This is a genomic window from Marivita sp., assembly GCF_048006345.1.
Classification (GTDB): Bacteria; Pseudomonadota; Alphaproteobacteria; order Rhodobacterales; family Rhodobacteraceae; genus Marivita.
This window is the reverse complement of sequence record NZ_CP180351.1, coordinates 225110-247429: the sequence shown is the minus strand read 5'-3', so window position 1 is coordinate 247429 and position 22320 is coordinate 225110. Positions and strand designations below refer to the sequence as shown.

20 protein-coding genes and 1 tRNA gene are annotated in these 22320 nt (G+C 61.3%); 15 read left to right on the top strand and 6 right to left on the bottom strand.

Annotated features, from left to right (window positions below):
* The first annotated feature begins 164 nt into the window (after positions 1-164).
* Positions 165-488 carry a DUF6280 family protein gene (locus ACMVPR_RS01280; RefSeq protein ID WP_072776460.1) on the top strand — a complete coding sequence of 108 codons (324 nt, stop codon included), beginning with the start codon at positions 165-167 and terminating at the stop codon, positions 486-488.
* 91 nt (positions 489-579) lie between these two features.
* Here ACMVPR_RS01280 and ACMVPR_RS01275 read toward each other — a convergent pair whose 3' ends face one another.
* The 3 genes from ACMVPR_RS01275 to ACMVPR_RS01265 all read right to left on the bottom strand — a co-directional run bounded on the left by ACMVPR_RS01275 (position 580) and on the right by ACMVPR_RS01265 (position 4036).
* Entirely contained in the window at positions 580-1851 is a 1272-nt protein-coding gene (locus tag ACMVPR_RS01275) for a hypothetical protein (RefSeq protein ID WP_416881373.1), read from the bottom strand.
* 69 nt (positions 1852-1920) lie between these two features.
* A complete protein-coding gene (locus tag ACMVPR_RS01270) occupies positions 1921-3330 on the bottom strand; it encodes a TolC family outer membrane protein (RefSeq protein WP_416881372.1) in 1410 nt (469 codons plus the stop codon).
* Between the two features lie 52 nt (positions 3331-3382).
* Positions 3383-4036, bottom strand: coding sequence for a protein-L-isoaspartate O-methyltransferase family protein (locus ACMVPR_RS01265; protein ID WP_300586898.1), 654 nt, complete (start codon positions 4034-4036; stop codon positions 3383-3385).
* 162 nt (positions 4037-4198) lie between these two features.
* Between ACMVPR_RS01265 and ACMVPR_RS01260 the strand changes: the two genes are divergently transcribed.
* Positions 4199-4269: transfer RNA gene (locus tag ACMVPR_RS01260), tRNA-Cys, on the top strand.
* Positions 4270-4522: 253 nt separating this feature from the next.
* On the opposite strand, the gene ACMVPR_RS01255 is transcribed toward ACMVPR_RS01260, so the two are convergent.
* Positions 4523-5224 carry a GntR family transcriptional regulator gene (locus ACMVPR_RS01255; RefSeq protein ID WP_416881371.1) on the bottom strand — a complete coding sequence of 234 codons (702 nt, stop codon included), beginning with the start codon at positions 5222-5224 and terminating at the stop codon, positions 4523-4525.
* Positions 5221-6588, bottom strand: a complete 1368-nt coding sequence (locus tag ACMVPR_RS01250; protein WP_416881370.1) for a formimidoylglutamate deiminase — start codon at positions 6586-6588, stop codon at positions 5221-5223. Before ACMVPR_RS01250 ends, ACMVPR_RS01255 begins: the two co-directional genes overlap by 4 nt.
* 72 nt (positions 6589-6660) lie before the next feature.
* Between ACMVPR_RS01250 and hutI the strand changes: the two genes are divergently transcribed.
* From hutI to ACMVPR_RS01215, 7 genes are all read left to right on the top strand, one after another.
* Positions 6661-7857 carry an imidazolonepropionase gene (hutI, locus tag ACMVPR_RS01245; protein ID WP_416881369.1) on the top strand — a complete coding sequence of 399 codons (1197 nt, stop codon included), beginning with the start codon at positions 6661-6663 and terminating at the stop codon, positions 7855-7857.
* The gene (gene hutH, locus ACMVPR_RS01240) at positions 7854-9380 is read left to right on the top strand and encodes a histidine ammonia-lyase (protein ID WP_416881368.1); all 1527 of its coding nucleotides are present in this window, start codon (positions 7854-7856) and stop codon (positions 9378-9380) included. Before hutI ends, hutH begins: the two co-directional genes overlap by 4 nt.
* Before the next feature lie 2 nt (positions 9381-9382).
* Complete coding sequence (gene hutG, locus ACMVPR_RS01235; protein WP_416884594.1) at positions 9383-10168, top strand: N-formylglutamate deformylase; 786 nt, start codon at positions 9383-9385, stop codon at positions 10166-10168.
* Entirely contained in the window at positions 10165-11835 is a 1671-nt protein-coding gene (gene hutU / locus ACMVPR_RS01230) for a urocanate hydratase (RefSeq protein WP_416881367.1), read from the top strand. The genes hutG and hutU overlap by 4 nt, the downstream gene beginning before the upstream one ends.
* 71 nt (positions 11836-11906) lie before the next feature.
* A complete protein-coding gene (locus ACMVPR_RS01225) occupies positions 11907-12992 on the top strand; it encodes a TRAP transporter substrate-binding protein (RefSeq protein ID WP_300582787.1) in 1086 nt (361 codons plus the stop codon).
* A gap of 60 nt (positions 12993-13052) precedes the next feature.
* The gene (locus ACMVPR_RS01220; RefSeq protein ID WP_416881366.1) at positions 13053-13550 is read left to right on the top strand and encodes a TRAP transporter small permease subunit; all 498 of its coding nucleotides are present in this window, start codon (positions 13053-13055) and stop codon (positions 13548-13550) included.
* Positions 13547-15097 carry a TRAP transporter large permease gene (locus tag ACMVPR_RS01215; RefSeq protein ID WP_416881365.1) on the top strand — a complete coding sequence of 517 codons (1551 nt, stop codon included), beginning with the start codon at positions 13547-13549 and terminating at the stop codon, positions 15095-15097. The genes ACMVPR_RS01220 and ACMVPR_RS01215 overlap by 4 nt, the downstream gene beginning before the upstream one ends.
* Positions 15098-15106: 9 nt before the next feature.
* On the opposite strand, the gene ACMVPR_RS01210 is transcribed toward ACMVPR_RS01215, so the two are convergent.
* On the bottom strand, positions 15107-15820 hold the full coding sequence (locus ACMVPR_RS01210; RefSeq protein ID WP_300582795.1) for a GntR family transcriptional regulator: 714 nt from the start codon (positions 15818-15820) through the stop codon (positions 15107-15109).
* A 283-nt stretch (positions 15821-16103) separates the two neighbouring features.
* Here ACMVPR_RS01210 and ACMVPR_RS01205 point away from each other — a divergent pair, with 283 nt between their 5' ends.
* The 6 genes from ACMVPR_RS01205 to ACMVPR_RS01180 all read left to right on the top strand — a co-directional run bounded on the left by ACMVPR_RS01205 (position 16104) and on the right by ACMVPR_RS01180 (position 22310).
* The gene (locus ACMVPR_RS01205) at positions 16104-17753 is read left to right on the top strand and encodes an ABC transporter substrate-binding protein (protein ID WP_300582798.1); all 1650 of its coding nucleotides are present in this window, start codon (positions 16104-16106) and stop codon (positions 17751-17753) included.
* 66 nt (positions 17754-17819) lie between these two features.
* Positions 17820-18773, top strand: a complete 954-nt coding sequence (locus ACMVPR_RS01200; RefSeq protein ID WP_416881364.1) for an ABC transporter permease — start codon at positions 17820-17822, stop codon at positions 18771-18773.
* 3 nt (positions 18774-18776) lie between these two features.
* Positions 18777-19664, top strand: a complete 888-nt coding sequence (locus ACMVPR_RS01195) for an ABC transporter permease (protein ID WP_416881363.1) — start codon at positions 18777-18779, stop codon at positions 19662-19664.
* Entirely contained in the window at positions 19661-20635 is a 975-nt protein-coding gene (locus tag ACMVPR_RS01190) for an ABC transporter ATP-binding protein (protein WP_416881362.1), read from the top strand. The genes ACMVPR_RS01195 and ACMVPR_RS01190 overlap by 4 nt, the downstream gene beginning before the upstream one ends.
* A complete protein-coding gene (locus ACMVPR_RS01185; RefSeq protein ID WP_416881361.1) occupies positions 20632-21651 on the top strand; it encodes an ABC transporter ATP-binding protein in 1020 nt (339 codons plus the stop codon). The genes ACMVPR_RS01190 and ACMVPR_RS01185 overlap by 4 nt, the downstream gene beginning before the upstream one ends.
* The gene (locus ACMVPR_RS01180) at positions 21648-22310 is read left to right on the top strand and encodes an aspartate/glutamate racemase family protein (protein WP_416881360.1); all 663 of its coding nucleotides are present in this window, start codon (positions 21648-21650) and stop codon (positions 22308-22310) included. Before ACMVPR_RS01185 ends, ACMVPR_RS01180 begins: the two co-directional genes overlap by 4 nt.
* Positions 22311-22320: the final 10 nt, after the last annotated feature.

Here is a 22320-nt window from a genome sequence, read left to right as displayed (position 1 = left end):
GTGATGGTACGCTGTCCAGACAACCAGATCTCGTTTCGCACCTGCGGAAAGCTATGCATCTTTTGCATAAAAGGTATGCAAAACTAGGGTATCCGAATCGTCTGGAATGCGCCATAAGCAACTCCACGCCGGAAAACACAAGAGCAATAATCACAGGACGGATCATGAAAGATTTCGTTGACGGTACCGCCTTCAACGCTGAGCAAGGTAATCGCGCGCGCAAGCTGTTTGCTGCCGTGGTTCTTGCCGCATTGGATGACGCGATCGCAGATGACAAGAAGTATGGAAACGGCCCCGAGCAGATCGCGCGTTGGGCGCGGTCCCGCGATGGCCGCGAAGTGCTGAGCTGTGCGGGCATCGACCCGAATGAACGCGTCGTCGCAGGACTGATGGAATTTGTCGGCAAAGGTGTTCGCACCTCTGTTGCGCTGTCGCGCGAGGAAAGCGAGCGTCGCAACGCTGCTGCCCAGCAAGCCGAAGCCGCATAAGAGACGTCATCCATTTAGGAGAACGCGTCCATTTCGGGCGCGTTTTCCTTTTTTGTACGTTTGTGCTTGGATCGTCGACCTGTTGTGGGCGTCAGTCGAAATCTTGCGAGATCAGCATGCGGTGAATTTCGCGGCGCACGAGTTTGCGTACGTTCCGCGTAATGCGCTCTCCGAGAGCCCCCTGCAATTCTTGCCGGACGATATCGACGACCATCTGTCGAAGAGTCTCTTCATCAATTTCCAGCGCCGGCGTGTCGTCCTGCGCAAAGGTCTGCACCACAGCGGTCGAGGCAACGACCTCTTCCGCAACGGGCGTCTGATAGGCCTGTGACTGCGGCCATGCATCCTCTGCATGGAGCACATTCGACTCCTCGACTACAGCCTCATCCATCGCGTCTTCATAGGGCGCTTCAGGCCACGTCATGGGCTCTGAGATGGCTGACAGTTCATCTGCATCGGGGCGATCGCGCTCTTCCTCGAAATCCTGAGTTCCGCGTGCAACCAAGCGTCCCAGCGCGGCCACCTTGTCTTCCAATGTCTGCGGCGGTGCTGGCATGGGTTGGGGCTCAGCCTCAACCGACTCGGCGGCGATCTCTTCATCGCCATGCCAATTCGTTTCATCGACGGTCACGTCTTCAGCTTCGTCGTCGTTCCCCTCGGACTGATACGCTTCGCCGTCAGACGGCACAGATGCCTCATTGTCGTCTTCGTCCGCAGCCTCGGACTCATCCTCAGACTGCCAGTCATCTGCGGATTCGGTCGTCCAATGGGCATCATCTGCACGCGCTGACGTATGGCTCTCATCCTCAAAGTCATCGTCATCGGTCAGGCCCAACGCGGCCGACACTTCTTCGTCGATCAACCGGCTCAGCTCGTCCCGCTCTGCGACAGAACTTTCGCCCTGTTGAGCGTCGTCTGACGGGTGCCAGTCTTCCTCTTCGTCTGGCTGCCAGTCTTCTTCAGAGGCTCGCGCATCGTCGGAGTGGTGTTCCGCCTCTTCCTGCTCGTCCGCATGATATGCGGTGTCATCGCTGGACTCCGGAGGGCTGAACGTGTCGATGTCGGGAAAGGCGCCTTCAACTTCGCCAAAATCGGCAAGACGCGCATCGCGTGGAATATCATCGATCGACCGCTCTGCATCCCATGTTGTCGCGGGCAGGATCGGCTGCGTCAAGAGAACCGGCTCGGACGGCCGCTCGGCGTCCTGTACGTCTTCCTTGACGCGGTGCGCGGCAGTCAGAATCAATCTGCCCGGTTTTTCCGGCTTGCGCATGATCGGAGTCGCCCTGACTTCTTCCGCAACAAGCTTGCGAATTGACGACAGAACGTCCTCTATTTCCACGTTTGTCACGGGATCAGACATGGTTCACCACTGCTACCTCGACGAGAGAGTAACTTGGCAACGCGTTTCGCACAACAGATGAGGCGAAACTTAGTTTTTCCCTAGGGACTTCAGAACACGGTCAAGCTGCTGACCCTGTTTGCTTTTCTGAAGTGGGCTGTCCTTGACGAGATTATAGTAGTTAACCGGGTCATACTGCTGCACGTTCAGCCGCAAGTCCGTTGCGGTCAGCCGCCCGATTGTCGACAGAACGCGGTACGCCGCGATTCCCTGATCCACCTGTGCCGAAATCTGCGCGGACCGGGCATTCAGAAGTTCCTGTTCGGCGTTGAGAACGTCCAGTGTCGTGCGTGCGCCAAGGGCCGCTTCTTCCCGAACGCCGCGGAAGGCCACTGTGGCCGCGCGCACCTGCTCGTCTGTCGATGCAAGGCTGGCCTGTGCAATGCGCAACTGGGCGTAGGCGTTGCCCACGTTCTGCGACACCTGGTCGATCACCTGATGCAATTGTCCGCGTGCGGAATCCCGATTGGCCATCGACTGGCGCACCAAAGAGCTGAGTCGGCCACCCTGGTAAATCGGGCCACCCGCCTCGACACCCAAAGAGCCGCCGCGCGAAAAGCGATCTGTGTCAAACCCTTCCGTGATTGTCAGGCGCCCGGCCAACCGAACCGTCGGCTTCATCGCCGCCTCGGCACGCAGGATGTTGAGCTCGGCCGCAGCGACCTGGTGCTGGACCGATTTGACCTGCGGATGGTTGCGCACTGCAATGGCTTTGGCCGCATCGACGGAAGCTGGCAGTTCAGGCAGGCTGCGCAGCGGTTCAAGCGCGCCGGGCAGACGTCCAACGATCGCAAAATACTGTTCGCGCGCAATCGTCAAAGCGCCCTGCGCCGCCGCCAACTGGCTGCGCGCTGCAGCAAGCCGTGCTTCGGCAAGAGAGGTGTCAGTGCGGGTGACTTCCCCGACTTCGAACCGCTCCTGCGCGGCGCGCAATTCCTGCGTGATGAGACGCACGTTGTTTTCGCGCAGCGCCACGTTCTCCAAGGTGCGGCGCACTTCGAGATAGGCTTCGACCGCGGACAAAAGCACCTGCTGCTCAACCGAAACAAGCTGCTGACGGGTGCCCAATACGGCTTCTTTTGCTGTATCGATCGCCAGTTTGGTCTGGCCATTGTCATACAAGGTCAATTCACCGGTCAGGCTTGCGGAGACGGTGTTCGACACCGTGGGGCTGATCTGATTGCCCGTCGACGCGCTGCGTGTTGTCCCGAATTGGCGCGTGGCATCGGCAGACCACGAAATGACCGGGCGAAGAGATGACACCGCCTGAGCGACATCTTCATCCGCGGCGCGAAGAACGGCGCGGTTCTGCTCCAGCAGTCCAGAGGTGTTGTAGGCTCCGATCATGGCATCAGCGAGCAACTCGGCCTTGGCAACCGGCGCCGCGATCATGAGGCCCAACGCGACGGCGACACCCGCCAGTTTCATCCGTTTCGCCATACCTACTGCCCCCATTAACCTGTCGATTTTTATGTGTTGCCGTACGCGTCGCTCAAAGCGTGAAAGCGACCTCTTTGGCGAACCCCGGCAAGACCGGAGCCGAGGCGTTGAACGCAAAACGCCACGTGATGTCACCATCAATCTTGTAACCGATTCTGGCAACGCCCAAGGCGCCTTCCATGAACACGCAGCCGATCCGGCCACCTTCCTTGAGTTGGTCCAGCAGACCTGCGGGTACCTGTTCGACCCCACCTTGGATCAGGATCGCATCATAAGGCCCATGTTGCACCGCGCCATCTGTCAGCGGACCTGTGTGCACCACAACGTTGTCCGCGCCTTGATCGGAAAGGATGGACTGAGCCTCTGCTGCAAGGGTTTCGTCCTCTTCCACCGCAATCACCGCTTCAGCCATGCGTGCAACCAGCGCCGAGGAATACCCATAGCCCGCGCCGATATCGAGCACGAGTTCGTTGCCTTCGATGTTGATCGCATCCAGCAGTTTGCCAAGCGTGCGCGGCTCAAGCACGACCCGACCGGGCGCGATTGGCACGTTTTCGCTGATATAGGCGGCTTCTGCCTGCTCTCGCGGCACAAAAAGCTCCCGAGGCACCGACAACATGGCGTCGATGATGGGAAACTTGGTCACATCGGAGGGTCGGACCTGCGTGTCGACCATCATGGTCCGGCGGGCGGCAAAGTCTGTCATTGGCTAAACTCATCCGTTCAGTTCGCTGCGGGACTTCTGCCACAGCTGTCCGGTTTCAGCAATGCGCAGAACGCGCGAAATACTGCCACATCCTGTGAACGCTTGCACAGCCGTTAACTGCTTGACGGGCGTCGTCCAAGCGCCTAATCAGACGTTCAATCTGGCGAGTTGGCGGAGTGGTGACGCAGCGGATTGCAAATCCGTGTACACCGGCTCGATTCCGGTACTCGCCTCCCTTACGTTACAATGGGTTAGCCGGCATTATGCGCCAGACTGGTGGGATTTCTCGGCGCGAAGACCCTTTGACATCAGTGATCTTGCGCAGTCTCATCGCACCGCTAAGCGCCGTATGTTGCTATCACTGTAAAAAACTCCGTTCCTCCAAAGTGGGAGGTCAGAAACACGAGCCATCGCCGCGAAGCTCGGATGTAAGTGGCAACGTGCGAGCGGGAAACCTCCGAGCCGCTTGCCGATATTCGTGGTCTGTCAGCCCTGTGCGACCAATTGATACCCCGGAGCGGCGACCGACTGTACCGTCGTGATCGGCGACGGACCGATCCATGTGGTGCGTTCGATCACGAAAAGCGCACTGCCGGTCGGTGCGTCCAGGTAATCGGCGTTTTCACCGTCGGCATTAATCGCCGAGAATCTGACATCTACCCGTGAATAGGGCTTGTTGCGCACCAACCATTCATTGGCGCTCTCACGGGTCAGATCGACCTCGAGGATCTCGGGTGTTGATCGGGTGTCGATCCATCGATCCTCAAGGATATAAGGTCGGTTGTCCGCAAGATGCAGCGCTTTGACATGGAGCATGTCCGCAACCGTTTGCAGCCCGAACCGCGCCATGATCGAGATCGGGCTGGCTTCAAAGTTGCGGCTGATGAGCTGATAATTGTACTTTGAACCGCGCTGTTCGACCTCGCGCCGGGTGATCGGGATGTCAAAGGTCGCCCGGGTCACCGGATCGGTGCGTACATGGGTGCCGCCCTTGCGCTTGCGCTCGACCAGTCCGGCCAGTGTCAGATCCTGCATCGCACGGTGCACCGTTGTGCGGGCACAGCCCAGTTCCGACGCAATGTCCTCGTCCCGGGGCAGCCTGTCACCGGGCGCGTAGGTCCGGTTCAGGATGCGGGCGCGGACTTCGTCGCGAACGTCGGTCCAGGACAGGCGTGTCTCTTCGTTCAAATATCAGTCTCCAACCGCATCATCACTCGCTTGTAGTCGGTGATTATCTTGTCGCGCTGGAAATGGCGACCGTCGCGGACAACGTGCCGCCCCGCGCTCCAGACATCCCGGATGCAGGCGGAGCCACCGCCGCTAAACACCAGACTGTCGATGAGGGCATCGTCCCGTCGGTTGCAGAGGAATTCGGTGTCGTCGTCGAGCCCGATCAGATCGGCAAAGGCCCCGGCTTCGATCCGGCCGCTGTCTCGGTCGCCTGCTTGCGCACCGCCGGCGATGGCGGCGTCAAAAAGCACCCGGCCCGTTGATCGGTCGGGCGTGGCCAAGGCGGCCCGGGACAGATCGCGCAGGCGTTGCGAATATTCCAGTGTCTTGAGTTCGTCGAATAGCGAAATATTCACGTTGGAGTCAGAGCCGAACCCGATATTCCCCCCTGCCCCAAGGAACGCGGTCCCGTTGAAGATACCGTCGCCCAGGTTCAATTCAGTGATCGGGCACAGCCCGGCAACCGCACCCGATCGCGCCAGTGCCAAGGTCTCGTCATCGGTCATCTGGGTGCAATGGATCAGGCACCAGCGGGCATCCACGGCGTGGTGTTCCAACAACCATTCGGTCGGACGCGCGCCAAGATGGGCCAGCACTTCGTCGACCTCGGCCACCTGTTCTGCCAGATGCATGTGGATCGGACCTGCGGTGGCGTGCTCAACAACCGCGCGCAAGCCTTCCGGATTCACTGCCCGCAGCGAATGTGGGGCGACACCGATCTTCGCGTCCGCCATGCTTTGGGCCACCGCATCAGATGCACCTTCGTAAAGGCGCAAGAACCGATCCACGTCATTGCCGAAACGTTGCTGCCCCCCGTTCAACGGGCGCAGATCACACCCGCCATATTGATAGAGCACCGGCAACAGGGTGAGGCCGATCCCGGCGGTCTCTGATGCGGCGACGATCCGTTCGGACATTTCCGAGATCGTGTCATAGGGCACCCCGCCGAGACCGTGATGCAGGTAGTGGAATTCGGCGACTGCGCCATATCCCGCTTCCAGCATTTCCATGAAGACCAGCGCCGCGATGGCTTCGACGTCATCGGGCGTCAACTGGTCGAGAAATTTGTACATCAACCGCCGCCAGCTCCAAAAGCTGTCGCGGGGGTCCGGGCCCTTGGCTTCGGTCAGGCCTGCCATCGCACGTTGGAAGGCGTGACTGTGCAGGTTCAACGGCGCGGGCAACAGCAGCGCGGTTCGATGCGTGGGCGTCCGCGCGACCGGCCCGACAAACTCGATTCGTCCGCTTGCACCAATCGTGACTTCCACATCGCGGTGCCAACCCTGTGGCGTAAGCGCCTGATTTGCATGGATCACTTGCACGCCAACAGCTCCATTGACATTTTTATGTAGGTACATATTAATTTTAAGAAGGTTATAACGCAAGAGCGACCGATGGCTGAACGATACGTCATAAGCGGAACAACGGTCGCCACAATGGCAGATGACGGGTATGGCCTGATCGAAAACGCCGCGATTGCCATCGACGCGGATAGGATCGCCTGGGTTGGTCCCGAACGCGAAGTGCCGCCTGACTTTGCGGACAGTCTTCGACACGACATGTCAGGTCGGCTGATCACTCCCGCGCTGATCGACTGCCACACGCATATCGTCCATGGCGGTAACCGCGCCCGCGAATTCGAGATGCGGCTGAATGGGGCCAGCTATGAAGAGATCGCCCGTGCCGGGGGTGGCATCGTGTCCACCGTTGCGGCCACCCGCGGGGCGTCCGAGGCGGACCTTCTGCACAGCGCCATGCCCCGGATTGACGCACTGATCGCCCAAGGTGTGGCAACGGTTGAGATCAAGTCGGGCTACGGGCTGGATAAGGAGACCGAACTCAAGATGCTCCGCGTCGCCCGTGCCCTGGGAGAAGTCCGGCCGATCCGGGTTGTGACCAGTTTCCTCGGCGCGCATGCGGTCCCGAAGGGCAGCGATGCGGAAAGCTATATCGACGAAATCTGCATCCCGGCACTGCGCGAGGCCCACGTGGAAGGCTTGGTCGATGCTGTGGACGGGTTCTGCGAAGGGATTGCCTTTGACACCGCGCAGATTGCGCGGGTGTTCGATGTGGCGCAAGAACTTGGCCTCCCGGTCAAACTGCATGCCGAGCAGTTGAGCCATTTGGGCGGCGCGGCGCTGGCTGCAAAGTACAATGCGCTCTCTGCCGACCACGTCGAATATGCGACCGAGGCGGATGCCAAGGCTTTGGCGGCGTCCGGCACTGTGGCGGTCCTGCTACCCGGAGCGTTCTATACGATCCACGAAACTCAAGCGCCGCCGGTTCAGGCGTTCCGGGATCACGGCGTTCCAATAGCCGTGGGCACCGACTGGAACCCTGGCTCTTCACCTTTGGGCTCTCTCCTCTTGGCGATGAACATGGCTTGCACCCTCTTCCGACTGACCCCGGCCGAGGCTTTGGCGGGGACGACACGCAACGCCTCCCGTGCCTTGGGACTGAGCGATTGCGGCGAGATCGTCTCTGGCATGCGTGCCGATCTGGCGATCTGGAACGTGAGCGATCCGGCGGAACTCTCCTACGGTATCGGGATCAATCCTCTGTACCGGCGAATATTCGGAGGCGTCCTGTGACCCATGTGCTGACGCCCGGAACCGCAACCCTTTCCGACCTCGAAGCGCTGTGGCGCGGCGATGGCCCGGTGACGCTCGATCCCGCGGCGCGCGCGGGTATCGACGCGTCGGCGGCGGTCGTCGCGCGGGCGGCGAAGGACGGCACGCCGGTCTACGGCGTCAACACCGGCTTTGGCAAACTGGCCTCAGTCCGGATCGCACCGGACGACACGGAGACCCTGCAACGCAACCTGATCCTGTCGCATTGCTGCGGCGTCGGGGAACCGTTGGAACCCGCGACCACACGGCTGATGATGGCGCTCAAGCTGGTGTCGCTCGGCCGTGGTGCGTCGGGCGTGCGCTGGGACATCTGCGCATTGATCGAAGCGATGCTGGCGCGCGGCGTGATCCCGGTGATCCCGGTACAAGGCTCGGTTGGGGCGTCAGGCGATCTGGCCCCGCTGGCGCATATGGCCGCGGTGATGATCGGCGCGGGCGAAGCTGTCTTTGGCGGAAAGGTCATGCCCGGTGGCGTGGCGCTCGAAAAAGCCGGGCTGACCCCTGTGGTGCTTGGTCCAAAGGAAGGGCTAGCGCTGATCAATGGCACACAATTCTCATCCGCCTGCGCACTGACCGGGTTGTTCGAGGCATGGCGCGCCGCGCGTGCGGCAATTGTCACCTCAGCACTGTCCACCGATGCGATCATGGGCTCCACCGCGCCGCTCAACCCGGCCATTCATGCGTTGCGCGGGCATCAGGGCCAGATCGATGTGGCAACCGCCATGGCGCAGCTTCTGGACGGAAGCGAAATCCGCGAAAGCCACCGGGATGGCGACACCCGCGTGCAGGACCCCTATTGCATCCGGTGCCAGCCGCAGGTCACCGGTGCCGCCATCGACCTCTTGCGCTTTGCCGGACGCACGCTGGAGATCGAAGCCAATGCGGTGACGGACAACCCACTGGTGATTGCGGAAACGGGCGAGATCCTGTCCGGTGGCAACTTCCACGCCGAACCTGTCGCCTTTGCCGCTGACCAGATCGCGCTGGCCGTGGCCGAAATCGGCGCGATCGCACAGCGCCGCGTGGCCTTGATGGTCGATCCGACTCTATCCTTTGACCTGCCGCCGTTCCTGACGCCAGAGCCGGGTCTGAATTCTGGTCTCATGATCGCCGAAGTGACAACCGCGGCGCTGATGAGCGAGAACAAACATCTGGCGAACCCCTGTTCCACTGACAGCACGCCCACCTCGGCCAATCAGGAGGACCATGTGAGCATGGCCGCCCATGGCGCCCGGCGGTTGGGTCGCATGACGAAGAACCTGTCGGTGATCCTTGGCATCGAGGCGATGTGCGCTGCCCAAGGCATCGAGCAGCGTGCGCCGCTGACCACCTCGGCCCGACTGCAAGCGGTGCTGACCAGCCTGCGCGCCGTGGTGCCAAGCCTTCAGCAGGACCGCTATCTCGCCCCCGACATTCAACGCGCCGCAGCCTGCGTGACCAAAGACATGTTCGCGCACGCCGCTGGTCTGGAGGTCTCGCTATGAGCCTGATCGAGATCACCCGCGGGGAAAGCCCGCTTGTTCTTGGCCTGCCGCATACCGGCACCGACATCCCCGACGACTGTCTTGCCCGTCTGAACGACACCGGACTCGCGATTGCGGATACGGATTGGCATATCCACACGCTTTATGCCGGGTTGGTCGACGGTGCCACAACAGTGCGCACAACGGTGCATCGCTACGTGATCGACGTGAATCGCGATCCCTCTGGCGAAAGTCTCTATCCCGGTCAGAACACCACAGGGCTATGCCCCCTGACCGATTTCGACGGGGTGCCGATCTATCTTGCAGGGCAAGAGCCGGACGCCGCCGAGGTCGAACGTCGCCGCCTCGCCTATCACGCGCCCTATCACGCGGCGCTGGAAGCCGAGTTGCAGCGCGTCAAGGCGATCCACGGATTTGCGGTGCTCTACGACTGCCACTCGATCCGGTCGCATATTCCGTTCCTCTTTGACGGCACCCTGCCCGACTTCAACATCGGCACCAATCTGGGCGCGACCTGCGATTTGCAAATCGAGACAAGCGTTCTGCAAATCTGCAAAGCCGCGGGTGGCTACACCAGCATTCTCAACGGGCGCTTCACGGGCGGCTGGACCACGCGCCACTATGGTCGCCCCGCCGATGGCCTGCACGCCATCCAGATGGAACTGGCCCAGTCCACCTATCTGTCATCCGAGGCCCCACCCTGGACCTATGACACCCCCCGTGCCGACCGACTGCGCACGCATCTCAAGACCATTCTCGAAACCCTGTCCGACTGGAGGCCCCAATGAGCGACCCCCGCAAGAACACCCGCGATGTCTATCCGCCGACCGGTCCCGAACTGAACGCCAAAAGCTGGCAGACCGAAGCACCTTTGCGGATGCTGATGAACAATCTGCACCCCGATGTCGCGGAAAACCCGCACGAACTGGTGGTCTATGGCGGCATTGGACGCGTCGCGCGCACATGGCAGGATTTCGACGCCATTGTCGCCAGCCTCAAGGAGTTGGAAGCGGACGAAACGCTTGTCGTGCAATCCGGCAAGCCGATTGCCATCGTCAAAACCCACACCGATGCGCCGCGCGTGCTGATCGCCAATTCGAACCTCGTGCCGCATTGGGCGAACTGGGATCATTTCAACGAACTCGATAAAAAAGGGCTGGCCATGTACGGCCAGATGACTGCGGGATCGTGGATTTACATCGGCACGCAGGGCATCGTTCAGGGCACCTATGAGACCTTCGCCGAGGCTGGTCGTCAGCATTATGGCGGCGATCTGACCGGGAAGTGGATTCTGACCGGCGGCTTGGGCGGCATGGGCGGGGCGCAACCGCTCGCAGCGGTGATGGCCGGCGCATGTTGCCTGGCTGTCGAGTGCAACCCCGACAGCATCGAGTTCCGCCTGCGCACACGTTACCTCGACGAAAAAGCCGACACGCTGGACGAAGCGCTTGCGATGATCGACCGCTGGACCAAGGCGGGTGAAGCCAAGTCCGTGGGGCTGTTGGGCAATGCGGCGGATGTGTTCCCCGAGCTGTTCAAGCGCGGCGTGCGTCCCGACATCGTGACCGACCAGACCAGCGCGCACGATCCGATCAACGGGTATCTGCCGCAGGGCTGGAGCATGGCAGAATGGCGCGAAAAGCGGGAAAGCGACCCCAAAGCGGTGGAAACGGCCGCGCGCGCCAGCATGAAAACCCATGTCGCCGCGATGGTGGATTTCTGGAACGCCGGTGTGCCGACTTTGGATTACGGCAACAACATTCGTCAGGTGGCTCTGGACGAAGGGCTTGAAAACGCCTTTGCCTTCCCCGGCTTTGTGCCCGCCTATATCCGCCCACTGTTCTGTCGCGGCATTGGTCCGTTCCGATGGTGCGCGCTGTCGGGTGATCCCGAGGATATCTACAAGACCGACGCCAAGATGAAGGAGCTTTTCCCGGACAACGCCCATCTGCACAACTGGCTGGACATGGCGCGTGAACGGATTGCCTTCCAAGGTCTGCCGGCGCGCATTTGCTGGATCGGGCTGGGCGATCGTCACAAGGCTGGCCTTGCGTTTAACGAAATGGTCGCCAGCGGAGAGTTGAAAGCCCCAGTCGTGATTGGCCGCGACCATCTGGACAGCGGATCTGTCGCCAGCCCCAACCGCGAAACCGAAGCGATGAAGGATGGATCGGACGCCGTATCCGACTGGCCGCTGCTCAATGCGCTGGTGAACACGGCATCAGGCGCCACATGGGTCAGCCTGCATCATGGCGGTGGCGTTGGCATGGGCTTCAGCCAGCACGCAGGTGTGGTCATTTGTGCGGATGGCACCCCCGAAGCTGCGAAACGCCTTGAGCGCGTGTTGTGGAACGACCCCGCCAGCGGCGTCTGGCGACATGCGGACGCCGGTTATGACGACGCAATAGCCTGCGCCCGCGAACACGGGCTGCGCCTGCCGCGCATCCTTGGATGAATCAATCATGAAGGCCGCGTCAGACGGTCGATCTTTACCCCTTAAAAGAAACCAACACGGAGACTTAGAACATGGACAGACGGAAATTCCTGACAACCGGCGCGATTGGCGCCGCAGCAACCTCTCTTGCCGCCCCAGCCATCGCCCAGGACGTGCGCGAATGGAAACTGGTGTCTGCGTGGCCCAAGAACCTGCCCGGTCCGGGTGTCGCGGCGCAAACGCTGGCCGACCGGATCACCACGCTGTCGGGTGGGCGCATCAACGTCACGCTTTACGCGGCAGGCGAGATCGTTCCGGGCAATGGTGTGTTCGACGCGGTATCGGAAGGCACGGCAGAGCTTTATCACGCGGTTCCGGCCTATTGGGGCAGCAAATCCAAAGGCATCCTGCTGTTCGGATCGCAGCCCTTTGGACTGCGCGCGGACGAGCAATTCGGCTGGATGTATCACGGCGGCGGTCAGGCGCTTTATGACGAGATGTATGCTCGTTTTGGCATCAAGCCGTTCCTGTGCGGCAATTCCGGCCCGCAATGGGCAGGCTGGTTCAAGAACGAGATCAATTCGGTCGAAGACCTCAAGGGGCTCAAGTTCCGCACCACCGGCATCGCGTCACAGATGTGCGCCAAGCTTGGCATGGCCGCCGAAGCCATGAGCGGCCCCGCGATGTTCCAGGCGCTTCAGACAGGCGCACTGGATGCGGGTGAATTCATCGGCCCATGGACCGACAGCGCCTTGGGCTATTATCAGGTCGCGCCTTACTACTATTGGCCCGGCGTTGGCGAACCCTCCTCGGCCGAGGAATGCGGTGTGAACGCCGACGTCTATGCAGACCTGCCCGACGATCTCAAGGAGGTGGTCACACAGGCCTGTCAGGGTCTCTATAATCCGGTCTGGACCGAATACATGACCAAGCATGCGCAATCCCTGAAAACGCTGGTGTCCGAGCACAATGTACAGGTGCGCAAACTGCCGGACGATGTGATTGCCGCCATGGGTGCGGCGGCGCAAGAGATCATGCAGGAATATCTGGCCGATGAGGATGAGCTTGTCGTGCGGATCACCGAAAGCTTCATCGCTTATCGCGATCTTGTCGGTGGCTACATGACCTATGCCGACAACGGACAGATGAACGCCCGCGCTGGCGTGTTCAGCTACTGAACCTGCACAGGTGCGCGGCTTTAGGGTCGCGCACCGTTTATTCGAAGGGCGCGGGCAAACATGCTGGGACTGGCGGAGGCAATCGACCGGATGAACCAAGCCGTAGCAACGGCGGTGCGTTGGCTCGCCTTGATCATGGTGCTGGTGCAATTCGTGATCGTCATCGGGCGTTATGTGTTCGGGGTCAATTCCATCGCGGCGCAGGAAAGCGTGCTCTACATGCATGCCACGCTTTTCATGCTGGCAGCCGGATATACGCTTCTGGTCGACAAACATGTCCGCGTCGATGTCTTCTACGCCAAGGCCAGCGAGAACGTGCGACGGCGGATCGACATCTTTGGCCATATCTTCTTGCTGATCCCGTCGATGGTCGCCCTGCTCTATTGGTCTTGGCCCTCCGTCCGCAATTCATGGAAAATCCTTGAAGGACCCATCTCGGTCGGCGGGATCGAGGCGGTGTTCTTGCTGAAATCCCTCATCCCGGCCTTTTGCATACTGATCCTGCTGCAATCCCTTTCACTTCTGGTTCGACTGTTTCACAAAAGGTCCGAGGCATGACCGAATACCTTGACCTCATCATGTTCGCGGCACTGATGGTGGCCGTGCTGTCGGGCTTTCCGGTGTCGTTCGCCATCGCCGGCGTCGCCGTGATCTTTGCCTATCTCGGCTGGTCGCTGGGTGTGATGGACGTTTCCCTGTTGGGGGCTTTGGGCCAGCGGGCCTTTGGGCTGATCACAAACACCGTTCTCATCGCCATTCCGGTCTTTGTGCTGATGGGTGCGATCCTTGAGAAAAGCCGCATCGCCGAAGACCTTCTTGACACGATGGGCCGCAGTTTCGGCCAGTTGCGTGGCGGTTTGGGGATCTCGGTCGTACTCGTGGGCGCATTGCTGGCCGCATCGACGGGCATCGTCGGGGCGACCGTGGTTGCGATGGGAATGATCGCGCTGCCGACGATGCTGCGCGCGGGCTATAGCCCGACTGTCGCCTCGGGCATCGTCTGCACGGCCGGTACGCTGGGCCAGATCATCCCACCCTCCACGTTGCTCATCATCCTCGCCGACGTGATGTCGAACGCCTACCAACAGGCGCAGTATGAGCAGGGCAAGTTTGCGGTCGAGGCTCTGTCCGTCGGCCAGTTCTTTTCAGCCGCAATCATTCCGGGCCTCACGCTGGTCTGTCTTTACCTGCTCTATATCCTGATCCGCGGCGCGCTACGCCCTCAGGACATGCCACCTGCCGAGATCGGTATGGCGAAACTCGACCGAAGCGAGGTCATGGCGGCCATCGTGCCGCCGATCCTGCTGATCTTTGCCGTTCTGGGCGCGATCCTTGGCGGTATCGCCACTCCGACCGAAGCTGCGTCCGTGGGGGCCATTGGCGCAATACTGATGGCTGGGCGCAAGATCGGGATCAATCCAAGGCTGATCCTATTGGGCGCATCCGCCTTGATCCTGTTGGGTATACTGGCCGGTGCCTACCCGGTTCGGTTACAGCGCAATGACATCGGTCCGGTCGATTGGGCTCTGGGTGTGGGCTACATTCTGCTGGCCCTGATCGGACTCGCCGCCGTCGGACTTGCCCTGCGGGCGATGATCCGCGACCGGGTCATCCACGATGCCCTGAATTCCACCTTGACCATGACCGCGATGATCTTCGCGACGATCCTCGCCGCCGGGTTCTTTTCGCTGGTTTTCATCGGTCTGGGCGGTGAAGAGCGCGTGGCGCATATCCTTGAGAACCTGCCGGGTGGACCAAGCGGCGCGCTTTTGTTCGTGATGATATTCGTCTTTGTGTTGGGGTTCTTTCTGGATTTCGTTGAGATCTCGGTGATCGTGCTGCCGCTTGTGGCACCGTCCCTGATCCTCATGGGGCATGACCCGATCTGGCTGGGCGTGCTGCTGGCGATCAATCTGCAAACCAGCTTTCTCACCCCGCCCTTCGGCTTCTCGCTGTTTTACCTTCGTGCGGCCGCTCCCAAAGAGATCCGCACCGAACAGATCTATCAGGGAGTCGTTCCGTTCATCGGCTTGCAGGCCGTCGGAATTCTGTTGGTCTGGGCGATGCCGTTTCTGGCCACCTGGCTGCCGTCGGTCCTGTTTTAAGTCGACGCGCTACTGGCTCAGCATGTCCTTGAGCGTCTTGTTAGACGAGTCGCCAATGTCGAACCGCAGGGCCGAGTGCAACTCGACCAGGTGACTGCGCATCAGTTCCTCGGCCTCGACGGCATCGTTCCGCTCCATGGCATCGATCAGGGCATTGTGGCAGCCTTCGTCGCAACGCGTGCTCGAACGGGTCCAATACAAGGCGATGATCAGTGACGACCGAGAAACGAGGTTCTCGATGATCTCGGCGATGGTGCGCTGGTTCGCGATCTGCGCGATCATGACGTGAAACCGGCCAGACAGCCGAAGGGCACGACCCGATTCGTTGGAGCTCATGGCTTCATGTTCTTCCTGCGCATGCAGCCGCAACGCCCGCACATCGGCGCGGCCGGCCCTCAACGCAGCCTCGCGGGCAGACCGGGGTTCAAGCAGTTCACGCGCCTCGAACACTTCGCGCGCTTCGCGTGGTGACGGGTTGGCAACGCTGGCACCGCGATTCGGGCGCAAGGTCACAAGGTGAGAGTGGGCAAGAGCCTGTAGTCCGGTCCTCACAATGGTGCGCGACACGCCGTAAAAGTCGGCCAGATCGGTTTCGGCAAGGCGGGTGCCCGGCGGCAGCCGTTGCTCAAGGATCGCACGCTCAACGCCTGTATACACAGGGTTTTGCACCAGATCTGCGTCCAGCCGCCTGCTGAAACTTGCCTCTTGTTGCGAAATGCTCATCTTTTGCCGTTCACGGTTGTATACAGTTTTCCCCTACTGTTGTCGGACTTTTGATCGTGAATGTCATCCCCAGTTTATCAGCTTTCTTCATCGCATCATTTTTCGCCTAAATAGCGGGCGTTTCGATTGCGAGTGAGTGAATTTCAGGCTGTTGTGAACTTTTTTTATTGAAAACGTATACAATCTTGAACTCACTTGTCGACGTGAGTTGGTGACTTCTCAATCTCCCATTCAGGGACACGGTCGGTAAGGCTTGGTCCGGACGTTCAACAGGAGTAGGAACATGAGGAACTTTGTACAGCGATCGTCCGCGATCGCACTGGTAGCGGCGATGCTGGCTGCTGGGCCTGCCTGGGCAGAAAAAACTTTGACGATCGGTATGACAGCAGCGGATATTCCGCGCACATCCGGCCAGCCTGACCAAGGCTTCGAAGGCAACCGCTTCACCGGCATCCCGATGTATGACGCCCTGACGCATTGGGACCTGTCGTCGGAAACCAAGCCGAGCGGGATCGTCCCCGGACTCGCGACGTCCTGGGCTGTAAACCCGGACGACACCACAAAGTGGACCTTCACCCTGCGTGAAGGTGTGACCTTCCACGATGGCTCGCCCTTCACCGCCGACGCGGTTGTCTGGAACGTGCAGAAGGTGCTGGACGAAAACGCGCCGCACTTCGCCCCCGATCAGGTGGGTGCCACCAAGTCGCGGATGCCGACACTGGCCTCGGCCCGCGCGATTGATGACCTGACCGTCGAGCTGACCACCACGCAGCCCGACAGCTTCCTGCCGCTCAACATGACGATGCTGTTCATGGCATCGCCGACCCATTGGCAGTCGCTCTATGACGCCGTCGATGCGTCGATCACCGACCCCAAGGAACGCGCTGCCGCCGCCTGGACCGCGTTTGCCTTTGATCCATCGGGCACGGGCCCGTTCGAAGGCGACCTCTTCGTGCCGCGGGAACGGTTCGAGATGGTCAAGAACGAAAACTATTGGGATCCGGCCCGCACACCGACCATCGACCGCGTCGTTCTGGTGCCGCTGCCCGATGCCAACGCACGTACCGCTGCGCTGCTGTCCGGCCAGGTCGACTGGATCGAAGCCCCGGCCCCAGACGCGATCCCGCGCATTCAGGCCGAAGGCAACGTCATCTATTCCAACCCGCAACCGCATGTCTGGCCGTGGCAGCTGTCCTTCCACGAAGGCTCGCCCTGGCTCGACAAGCGGGTGCGTCACGCAGCCAACCTCTGTGTGAACCGCGAAGAACTGCAGGTTCTGCTCGGTGGCTACATGGGTATCCCGAAAGGCTCGGTCGAGCCGGGTCACCCGTGGTGGGGCAACCCGTCCTTCGACATCCGCTACGATCCCGACGCGGCACGTGCGCTGATGACCGAAGCAGGCTTCTCGGCAGAGAACCCGATCAAGGTAAAGGTGCAGACCTCGGCCTCCGGGTCCGGCCAGATGCAGCCGGTCACGATGAACGAATACGTGCAGCAGTCGCTGGCGGATTGCTTCTTCGACGTGGAACTCGATGTGCTTGAGTGGAACACCGTGTTCACCAACTGGCGCAAGGGTGCTGCGGATGAAAGCGCACGTGGTGCCAATGCGATCAACGTGTCCTTCGCCACGATGGACCCCTTCTTCGCGATGGTCCGTTTCGTGTCGACCCAGACCTTCCCGCCGGTGTCCAACAACTGGGGTCTCTTCGGCAATGAAGAGTTCGACGCCCTGATCGCGGACGCCCGCACGTCCTTTGCGGATGCGGATCGTGATGCGGCCCTGGCCCGTCTTCACACCCGCATCGTCGAGGAAGCGCCGTTCGTCTGGATCGCCCATGACGTGGGTCCGCGCGCGATGTCTGCCAAGGTCGGCAACGTGACCCAGCCAAAGAACTGGTTCATCGACATCGCTCCGATGACCATCGAAGAGTAATACACCACACCCATTTGGGTCGTCCCGGCACCGGGGCGACCCTTTTTTTGACAGGCCAACCCGCTCATGCTTTCCTTCATCCTGCGCCGCGTTCTTTACACCGTGCCGATCATGCTCGGTGTCTCGTTGGTATGTTTCGCGCTGGTTCACATCTCTCCCGGTGATCCGCTTGTGTCGATCCTGCCGCCAGATGCCTCGGTCGAGTTGCAACAGCAGATGATGGCGATCTACGGGTTTGACCGCTCCTACCCCGAACAATTCCTGCGCTGGCTGGGTCTGGCGCTGCAAGGCGATCTGGGCAATTCCATCGCAACGGGTCGCCCCGTGGCCTCGGAAGTGTTCAACGCGGTGGGCAACACGCTGATCCTCGCCGTGACCGCGACCATCATTGGCTTCAGTCTTGGTGGCCTATTCGGCTTTGTAGCCGGATACTTCCGCGACAGTTGGATCGACAAGCTGGCCACGGCCATTTCGGTCGTCGGCGTGTCGGTGCCGCATTACTGGCTGGGCATGGTGATGGTCATCATCTTTTCGGTGGAACTGCGCTGGCTGCCTGCCACCGGGGCAGGCCCTGGCGGATCAAGCCAATGGGTCTGGGATTGGGAGCACATGCAATACCTGATCCTGCCTGCGATCACGATGTCTGTAATCCCGATGGGCATCGTTGCCCGCACCGTCCGCGCGCTGGTGGCGGATATCCTGCAACAGGAATTCGTGTCCGGTCTGCGCGCCAAGGGCCTGCTGGATCGCGGCGTGCTGGCGCATGTGATCAAGAACGCGGCCCCCACGGCGCTGGCCGTGATGGGTCTGCAACTGGGCTACCTGCTCGGCGGGTCGATCCTGATCGAGACCGTGTTCTCATGGCCGGGCACAGGGTTCCTGCTGGGACAGGCGATATTTCAGCGCGACCTGCCTCTCTTGCAGGGCACCATCCTCGTGCTGGCGATGTTCTTCGTCATCCTCAACCTGTTGGTGGACGTGGCGCAAACCTCGCTCGACCCACGCTTGCAAAGGGGCTGAGACATGGCTGTCACCGCAGAAACCGTGGCGCACCTCGCCAAAATTGAGAAATCCCAAGGCTACTGGCGCTCTGTCTGGACGCGCTTCCTGCGCGACAAGGTGGCAGTCTGTGCCGGTCTTGTCGCCGCCGGATTGGTGCTGATGGCGATCTTAGCGCCATGGATCGCGCCCGCTGACCCGCTGGAAGGCAGCATGATCAAGCGCCTCTCGCCCATCGGTACCGAAGGCTACCCGCTCGGAGCCGACGAGTTGGGCCGCGACATGCTCAGCCGTCTGATCTATGGCGCGCGCCTGTCGCTCTTCATGGGGGTCGTGCCCGTTCTGATCGCCTTCGCCATCGGTGCGGCCATAGGGATCGCCGCCGGTTACCTTGGCGGCTGGGTCAACACGATCACCATGCGGGTGCTCGATGTTCTTTATGCTTTCCCGTCGGTTCTCTTGGCCATCGCCATCTCAGGCGCTCTGGGCGCGGGCATCCTCAACGGTCTCCTGTCGCTCACGGTTGTCTTCATCCCGCCAATCGCGCGGGTGGCCGAAAGCGTCACCACCTCGGTGCGCAAGCTGGAATACATCGAAGCCGCACAAGCCAGCGGGGCCTCCAGCCTGCGGATCGTACGCGATCACGTGCTGGGCAATGTGCTGGGCCCGATCTTCGTCTACGCCACCAGCCTGATCTCAGTCTCGATGATCCTTGCTGCTGGTCTGTCCTTCCTTGGTCTTGGCGTCAGCCCGCCCAATGCGGAATGGGGTTTGATGCTCAACACGCTGCGCAATGCGATCTATGTGCAGCCGTGGCTGGCCGCCCTGCCCGGCGTGATGATCTTCCTGACCTCGATCTCGTTCAACATGCTCAGCGATGGGTTGAGATCCGCCATGGATGTAAAGCAATGAGCACGCCAATCCTGTCCGCCCACAACCTTGTCAAACACTTCAACGCCGGAGGGTTCGGTGTCGCACGCAAAGTGGTCCGCGCCGTCGATGACGTCAGTTTCGAACTGGCCCCCGGCGAGACGCTGGGCGTCGTTGGCGAAAGCGGCTGTGGCAAGTCCACGACCGCGCGTCTGCTGGTGCAACTTCTGAGACCCGACAGCGGCAGCGTGCGCTACGAGGGTAAGGTCGTTGGGCCGGAACTGCCGCTCAAGGCGTTTCGCAGCAAGGTACAGATGGTGTTTCAGGACAGCTTCGCCTCACTCAACCCGCGCATGACAATGATCGACGCGGTGGCGTTTGGGCCAACGGTACACGGCATGTCGCAGTCGGACGCCACCCGCAAGGCGCAGGATTTGCTGGATCGCGTCGGTCTCGACCCCTCGCGCTTTGGCGGGCGCTACGCGCATGAACTTTCTGGCGGGCAGCGGCAACGCGTGAACATTGCGCGCGCGCTGGCCTTTGATCCGCAGGTCATCGTTCTCGACGAGGCGGTATCCGCGCTCGACAAATCGGTCGAGGCGCAGGTGCTGAACCTGCTGATGGATCTGCGCCGCGAGCGCGGTTTGACCTATGTCTTCATCAGCCACGACCTGAACGTGGTGCGCCATATCTCGGACCGGGTGATGGTGATGTACCTCGGCGAAGTGGCCGAGATCGGACCGGCGGAAAGCCTCTACAGCGCACCGCGTCACCCCTATACCGAGGCACTTCTGGCGGCGATGCCCTCGCTCGATCCGGATCGCCGCACGATGGAAGCGCCGCTTGCGGGTGATCCACCAAACCCCATCGACCCGCCGCCGGGATGCCGATTTCACACCCGCTGCTCCCGCGCGTTTGGTCCCTGTTCAACGCAGGTGCCGCCGTCTCATACGGTCGGGAAAAGCCACGTTGCTGCGTGCCATCTCAACAGCGTCAAGGAGCAGGTTGCATGACGCAGGAAACCGTACATGCTGTTACGCCTCTTGTTCGGGTGGAAGACCTGTCGGTGCGTTTTGCAGGAACGCCACCCGTGCATGCGGTCAACAACGTGAGTTTTGAACTCGCCCCCGGAGAAGTGCTTGGCATTCTGGGCGAAAGCGGGTCTGGCAAGAGCGTCACGCTCAAGACCCTGCTGCGCCTTCTGCCAGAGCGGAAAACGACGATCACCGGCAAGGTCGAGGTGGCTGGGCAGGATGTGCTTGCGCTCGAAGGCCGCGCGCTCGCCGATCACCGGGGCGGCGTCGCATCGATGATCTTTCAGGACCCGTCACTGGCACTCGACCCCGTTTACACCATCGGCCAGCAGATTGCCGAAACCGTCATCCGCCACGAAGGCATCTCGAAAAGCGACGCGATGGCGCGCGCGCTGGAAATGCTCGAAGTCGTGCGCATTCCCTCGGCCAAACGGCGACTGGACAATTACCCGCATGAAATGTCGGGCGGCATGCGCCAACGTGCGATGATCGCGCTGGCACTGGCCTGCCGCCCCAAGCTGCTGCTGGCGGACGAACCGACCACGGCGCTGGATGCGACGGTGCAGATCCAGATCCTGCTCCTGCTGCGCGACTTGCAGAAGGAATTGGGCATGGGCGTGATCTTCGTCACCCATGACATCGGCGTTGCGGTCGAAGTGTCCGACCGGCTGGCCGTGATGTATGCGGGCAGCTTCGTCGAGACCGGATCGGTCAAGGACGTGATCCGCGATGCACGCCACCCCTATTCCAAGGGTCTTCTGGCGGCCAACCTTGTCGGGGCCGTACCGGGAACGCGTCTTGATGCGGTGCCCGGTGCGCCGCCCCCGCTGAACGCCCTGCCCGAGGGCTGTTCCTTTGCACCACGTTGCGCCCATGCCGAAACAGCCTGCGGCATCAGCCCGCTCCCGATCTGGGCCGGGGGCAATGGACGCTGGGCCCGGTGCGTCCATGCAAGCCGCGCTGGCGCGCTGGCAGCCGCGGAGAGCACGTCGTGACGACACGAAACAAACCCCGGATTGCGATCCTCAACCCCAATTCGACCGAGCGCATGACCCTCGAAATGGTGGACACCGCTCGCGCCGCGGTTGGTGCCCTTGCCGAGGTGGTGGGCATGACCAACCATCAAGGCCCGGCGTCGATACAGGGGCCGGCGGATGCGGAACGCTGTCTTGACGGGCTGTTTGCCCTGTTCGACGAAGCCTGTGCGGACGGTGTGGATGCCATCGTGATCGGCTGTTTCGACGATACCGGCCTTGGCACCCTTCGCGCTCGTGGCAGGGTTCCCGTGATCGGGCTTGGCGAGGCGGGATGCATCGCCGGCAGCCTTGGCGGTGCACAGTTTGCCGTCGTCACCAGCCTTGAGGTATCGGTGCCGGTGATCGCGGACAACATACGTGCGATGAGACTCGAAGACAGATGTGCGGGGGTTCATGCGTCTGGCGTGCCGGTGCTGGAGATCAACGCCGGATCGGACAGCCTCAGGCGCGTACAGGCCTCGATCGATGAAACGGCCATGACCTATCCCGGCAGCAGCATCGTTCTGGGGTGTGGCGGCATGTCCACCATCGCCCACAAGATCAAGGCACCGGAACGAAGCATAATCGTCGATCCCGTGGTCGCCTCGGCGCATATGTGTCTGGCGGCGATGTCCTGAGCGGGCGCGT

What these genes read in the sequence shown, in the direction of transcription:
- ACMVPR_RS01280 (WP_072776460.1), top strand. Translation starts at nt 165, where the DNA reads ATGAAAGATTTCGTTGACGGTACCGCCTTCAACGCTGAGCAAGGTAAT.
- ACMVPR_RS01275 (WP_416881373.1), bottom strand. Translation starts at nt 1,851, where the DNA reads ATGTCTGATCCCGTGACAAACGTGGAAATAGAGGACGTTCTGTCGTCA.
- ACMVPR_RS01270 (WP_416881372.1), bottom strand. Translation starts at nt 3,330, where the DNA reads ATGGCGAAACGGATGAAACTGGCGGGTGTCGCCGTCGCGTTGGGCCTC.
- ACMVPR_RS01265 (WP_300586898.1), bottom strand. Translation starts at nt 4,036, where the DNA reads ATGACAGACTTTGCCGCCCGCCGGACCATGATGGTCGACACGCAGGTC.
- hutI (WP_416881369.1), top strand. Translation starts at nt 6,661, where the DNA reads ATGGCTGAACGATACGTCATAAGCGGAACAACGGTCGCCACAATGGCA.
- hutU (WP_416881367.1), top strand. Translation starts at nt 10,165, where the DNA reads ATGAGCGACCCCCGCAAGAACACCCGCGATGTCTATCCGCCGACCGGT.
- ACMVPR_RS01225 (WP_300582787.1), top strand. Translation starts at nt 11,907, where the DNA reads ATGGACAGACGGAAATTCCTGACAACCGGCGCGATTGGCGCCGCAGCA.
- ACMVPR_RS01220 (WP_416881366.1), top strand. Translation starts at nt 13,053, where the DNA reads ATGCTGGGACTGGCGGAGGCAATCGACCGGATGAACCAAGCCGTAGCA.
- ACMVPR_RS01215 (WP_416881365.1), top strand. Translation starts at nt 13,547, where the DNA reads ATGACCGAATACCTTGACCTCATCATGTTCGCGGCACTGATGGTGGCC.
- ACMVPR_RS01210 (WP_300582795.1), bottom strand. Translation starts at nt 15,820, where the DNA reads ATGAGCATTTCGCAACAAGAGGCAAGTTTCAGCAGGCGGCTGGACGCA.
- ACMVPR_RS01205 (WP_300582798.1), top strand. Translation starts at nt 16,104, where the DNA reads ATGAGGAACTTTGTACAGCGATCGTCCGCGATCGCACTGGTAGCGGCG.
- ACMVPR_RS01200 (WP_416881364.1), top strand. Translation starts at nt 17,820, where the DNA reads ATGCTTTCCTTCATCCTGCGCCGCGTTCTTTACACCGTGCCGATCATG.
- ACMVPR_RS01195 (WP_416881363.1), top strand. Translation starts at nt 18,777, where the DNA reads ATGGCTGTCACCGCAGAAACCGTGGCGCACCTCGCCAAAATTGAGAAA.
- ACMVPR_RS01190 (WP_416881362.1), top strand. Translation starts at nt 19,661, where the DNA reads ATGAGCACGCCAATCCTGTCCGCCCACAACCTTGTCAAACACTTCAAC.
- ACMVPR_RS01185 (WP_416881361.1), top strand. Translation starts at nt 20,632, where the DNA reads ATGACGCAGGAAACCGTACATGCTGTTACGCCTCTTGTTCGGGTGGAA.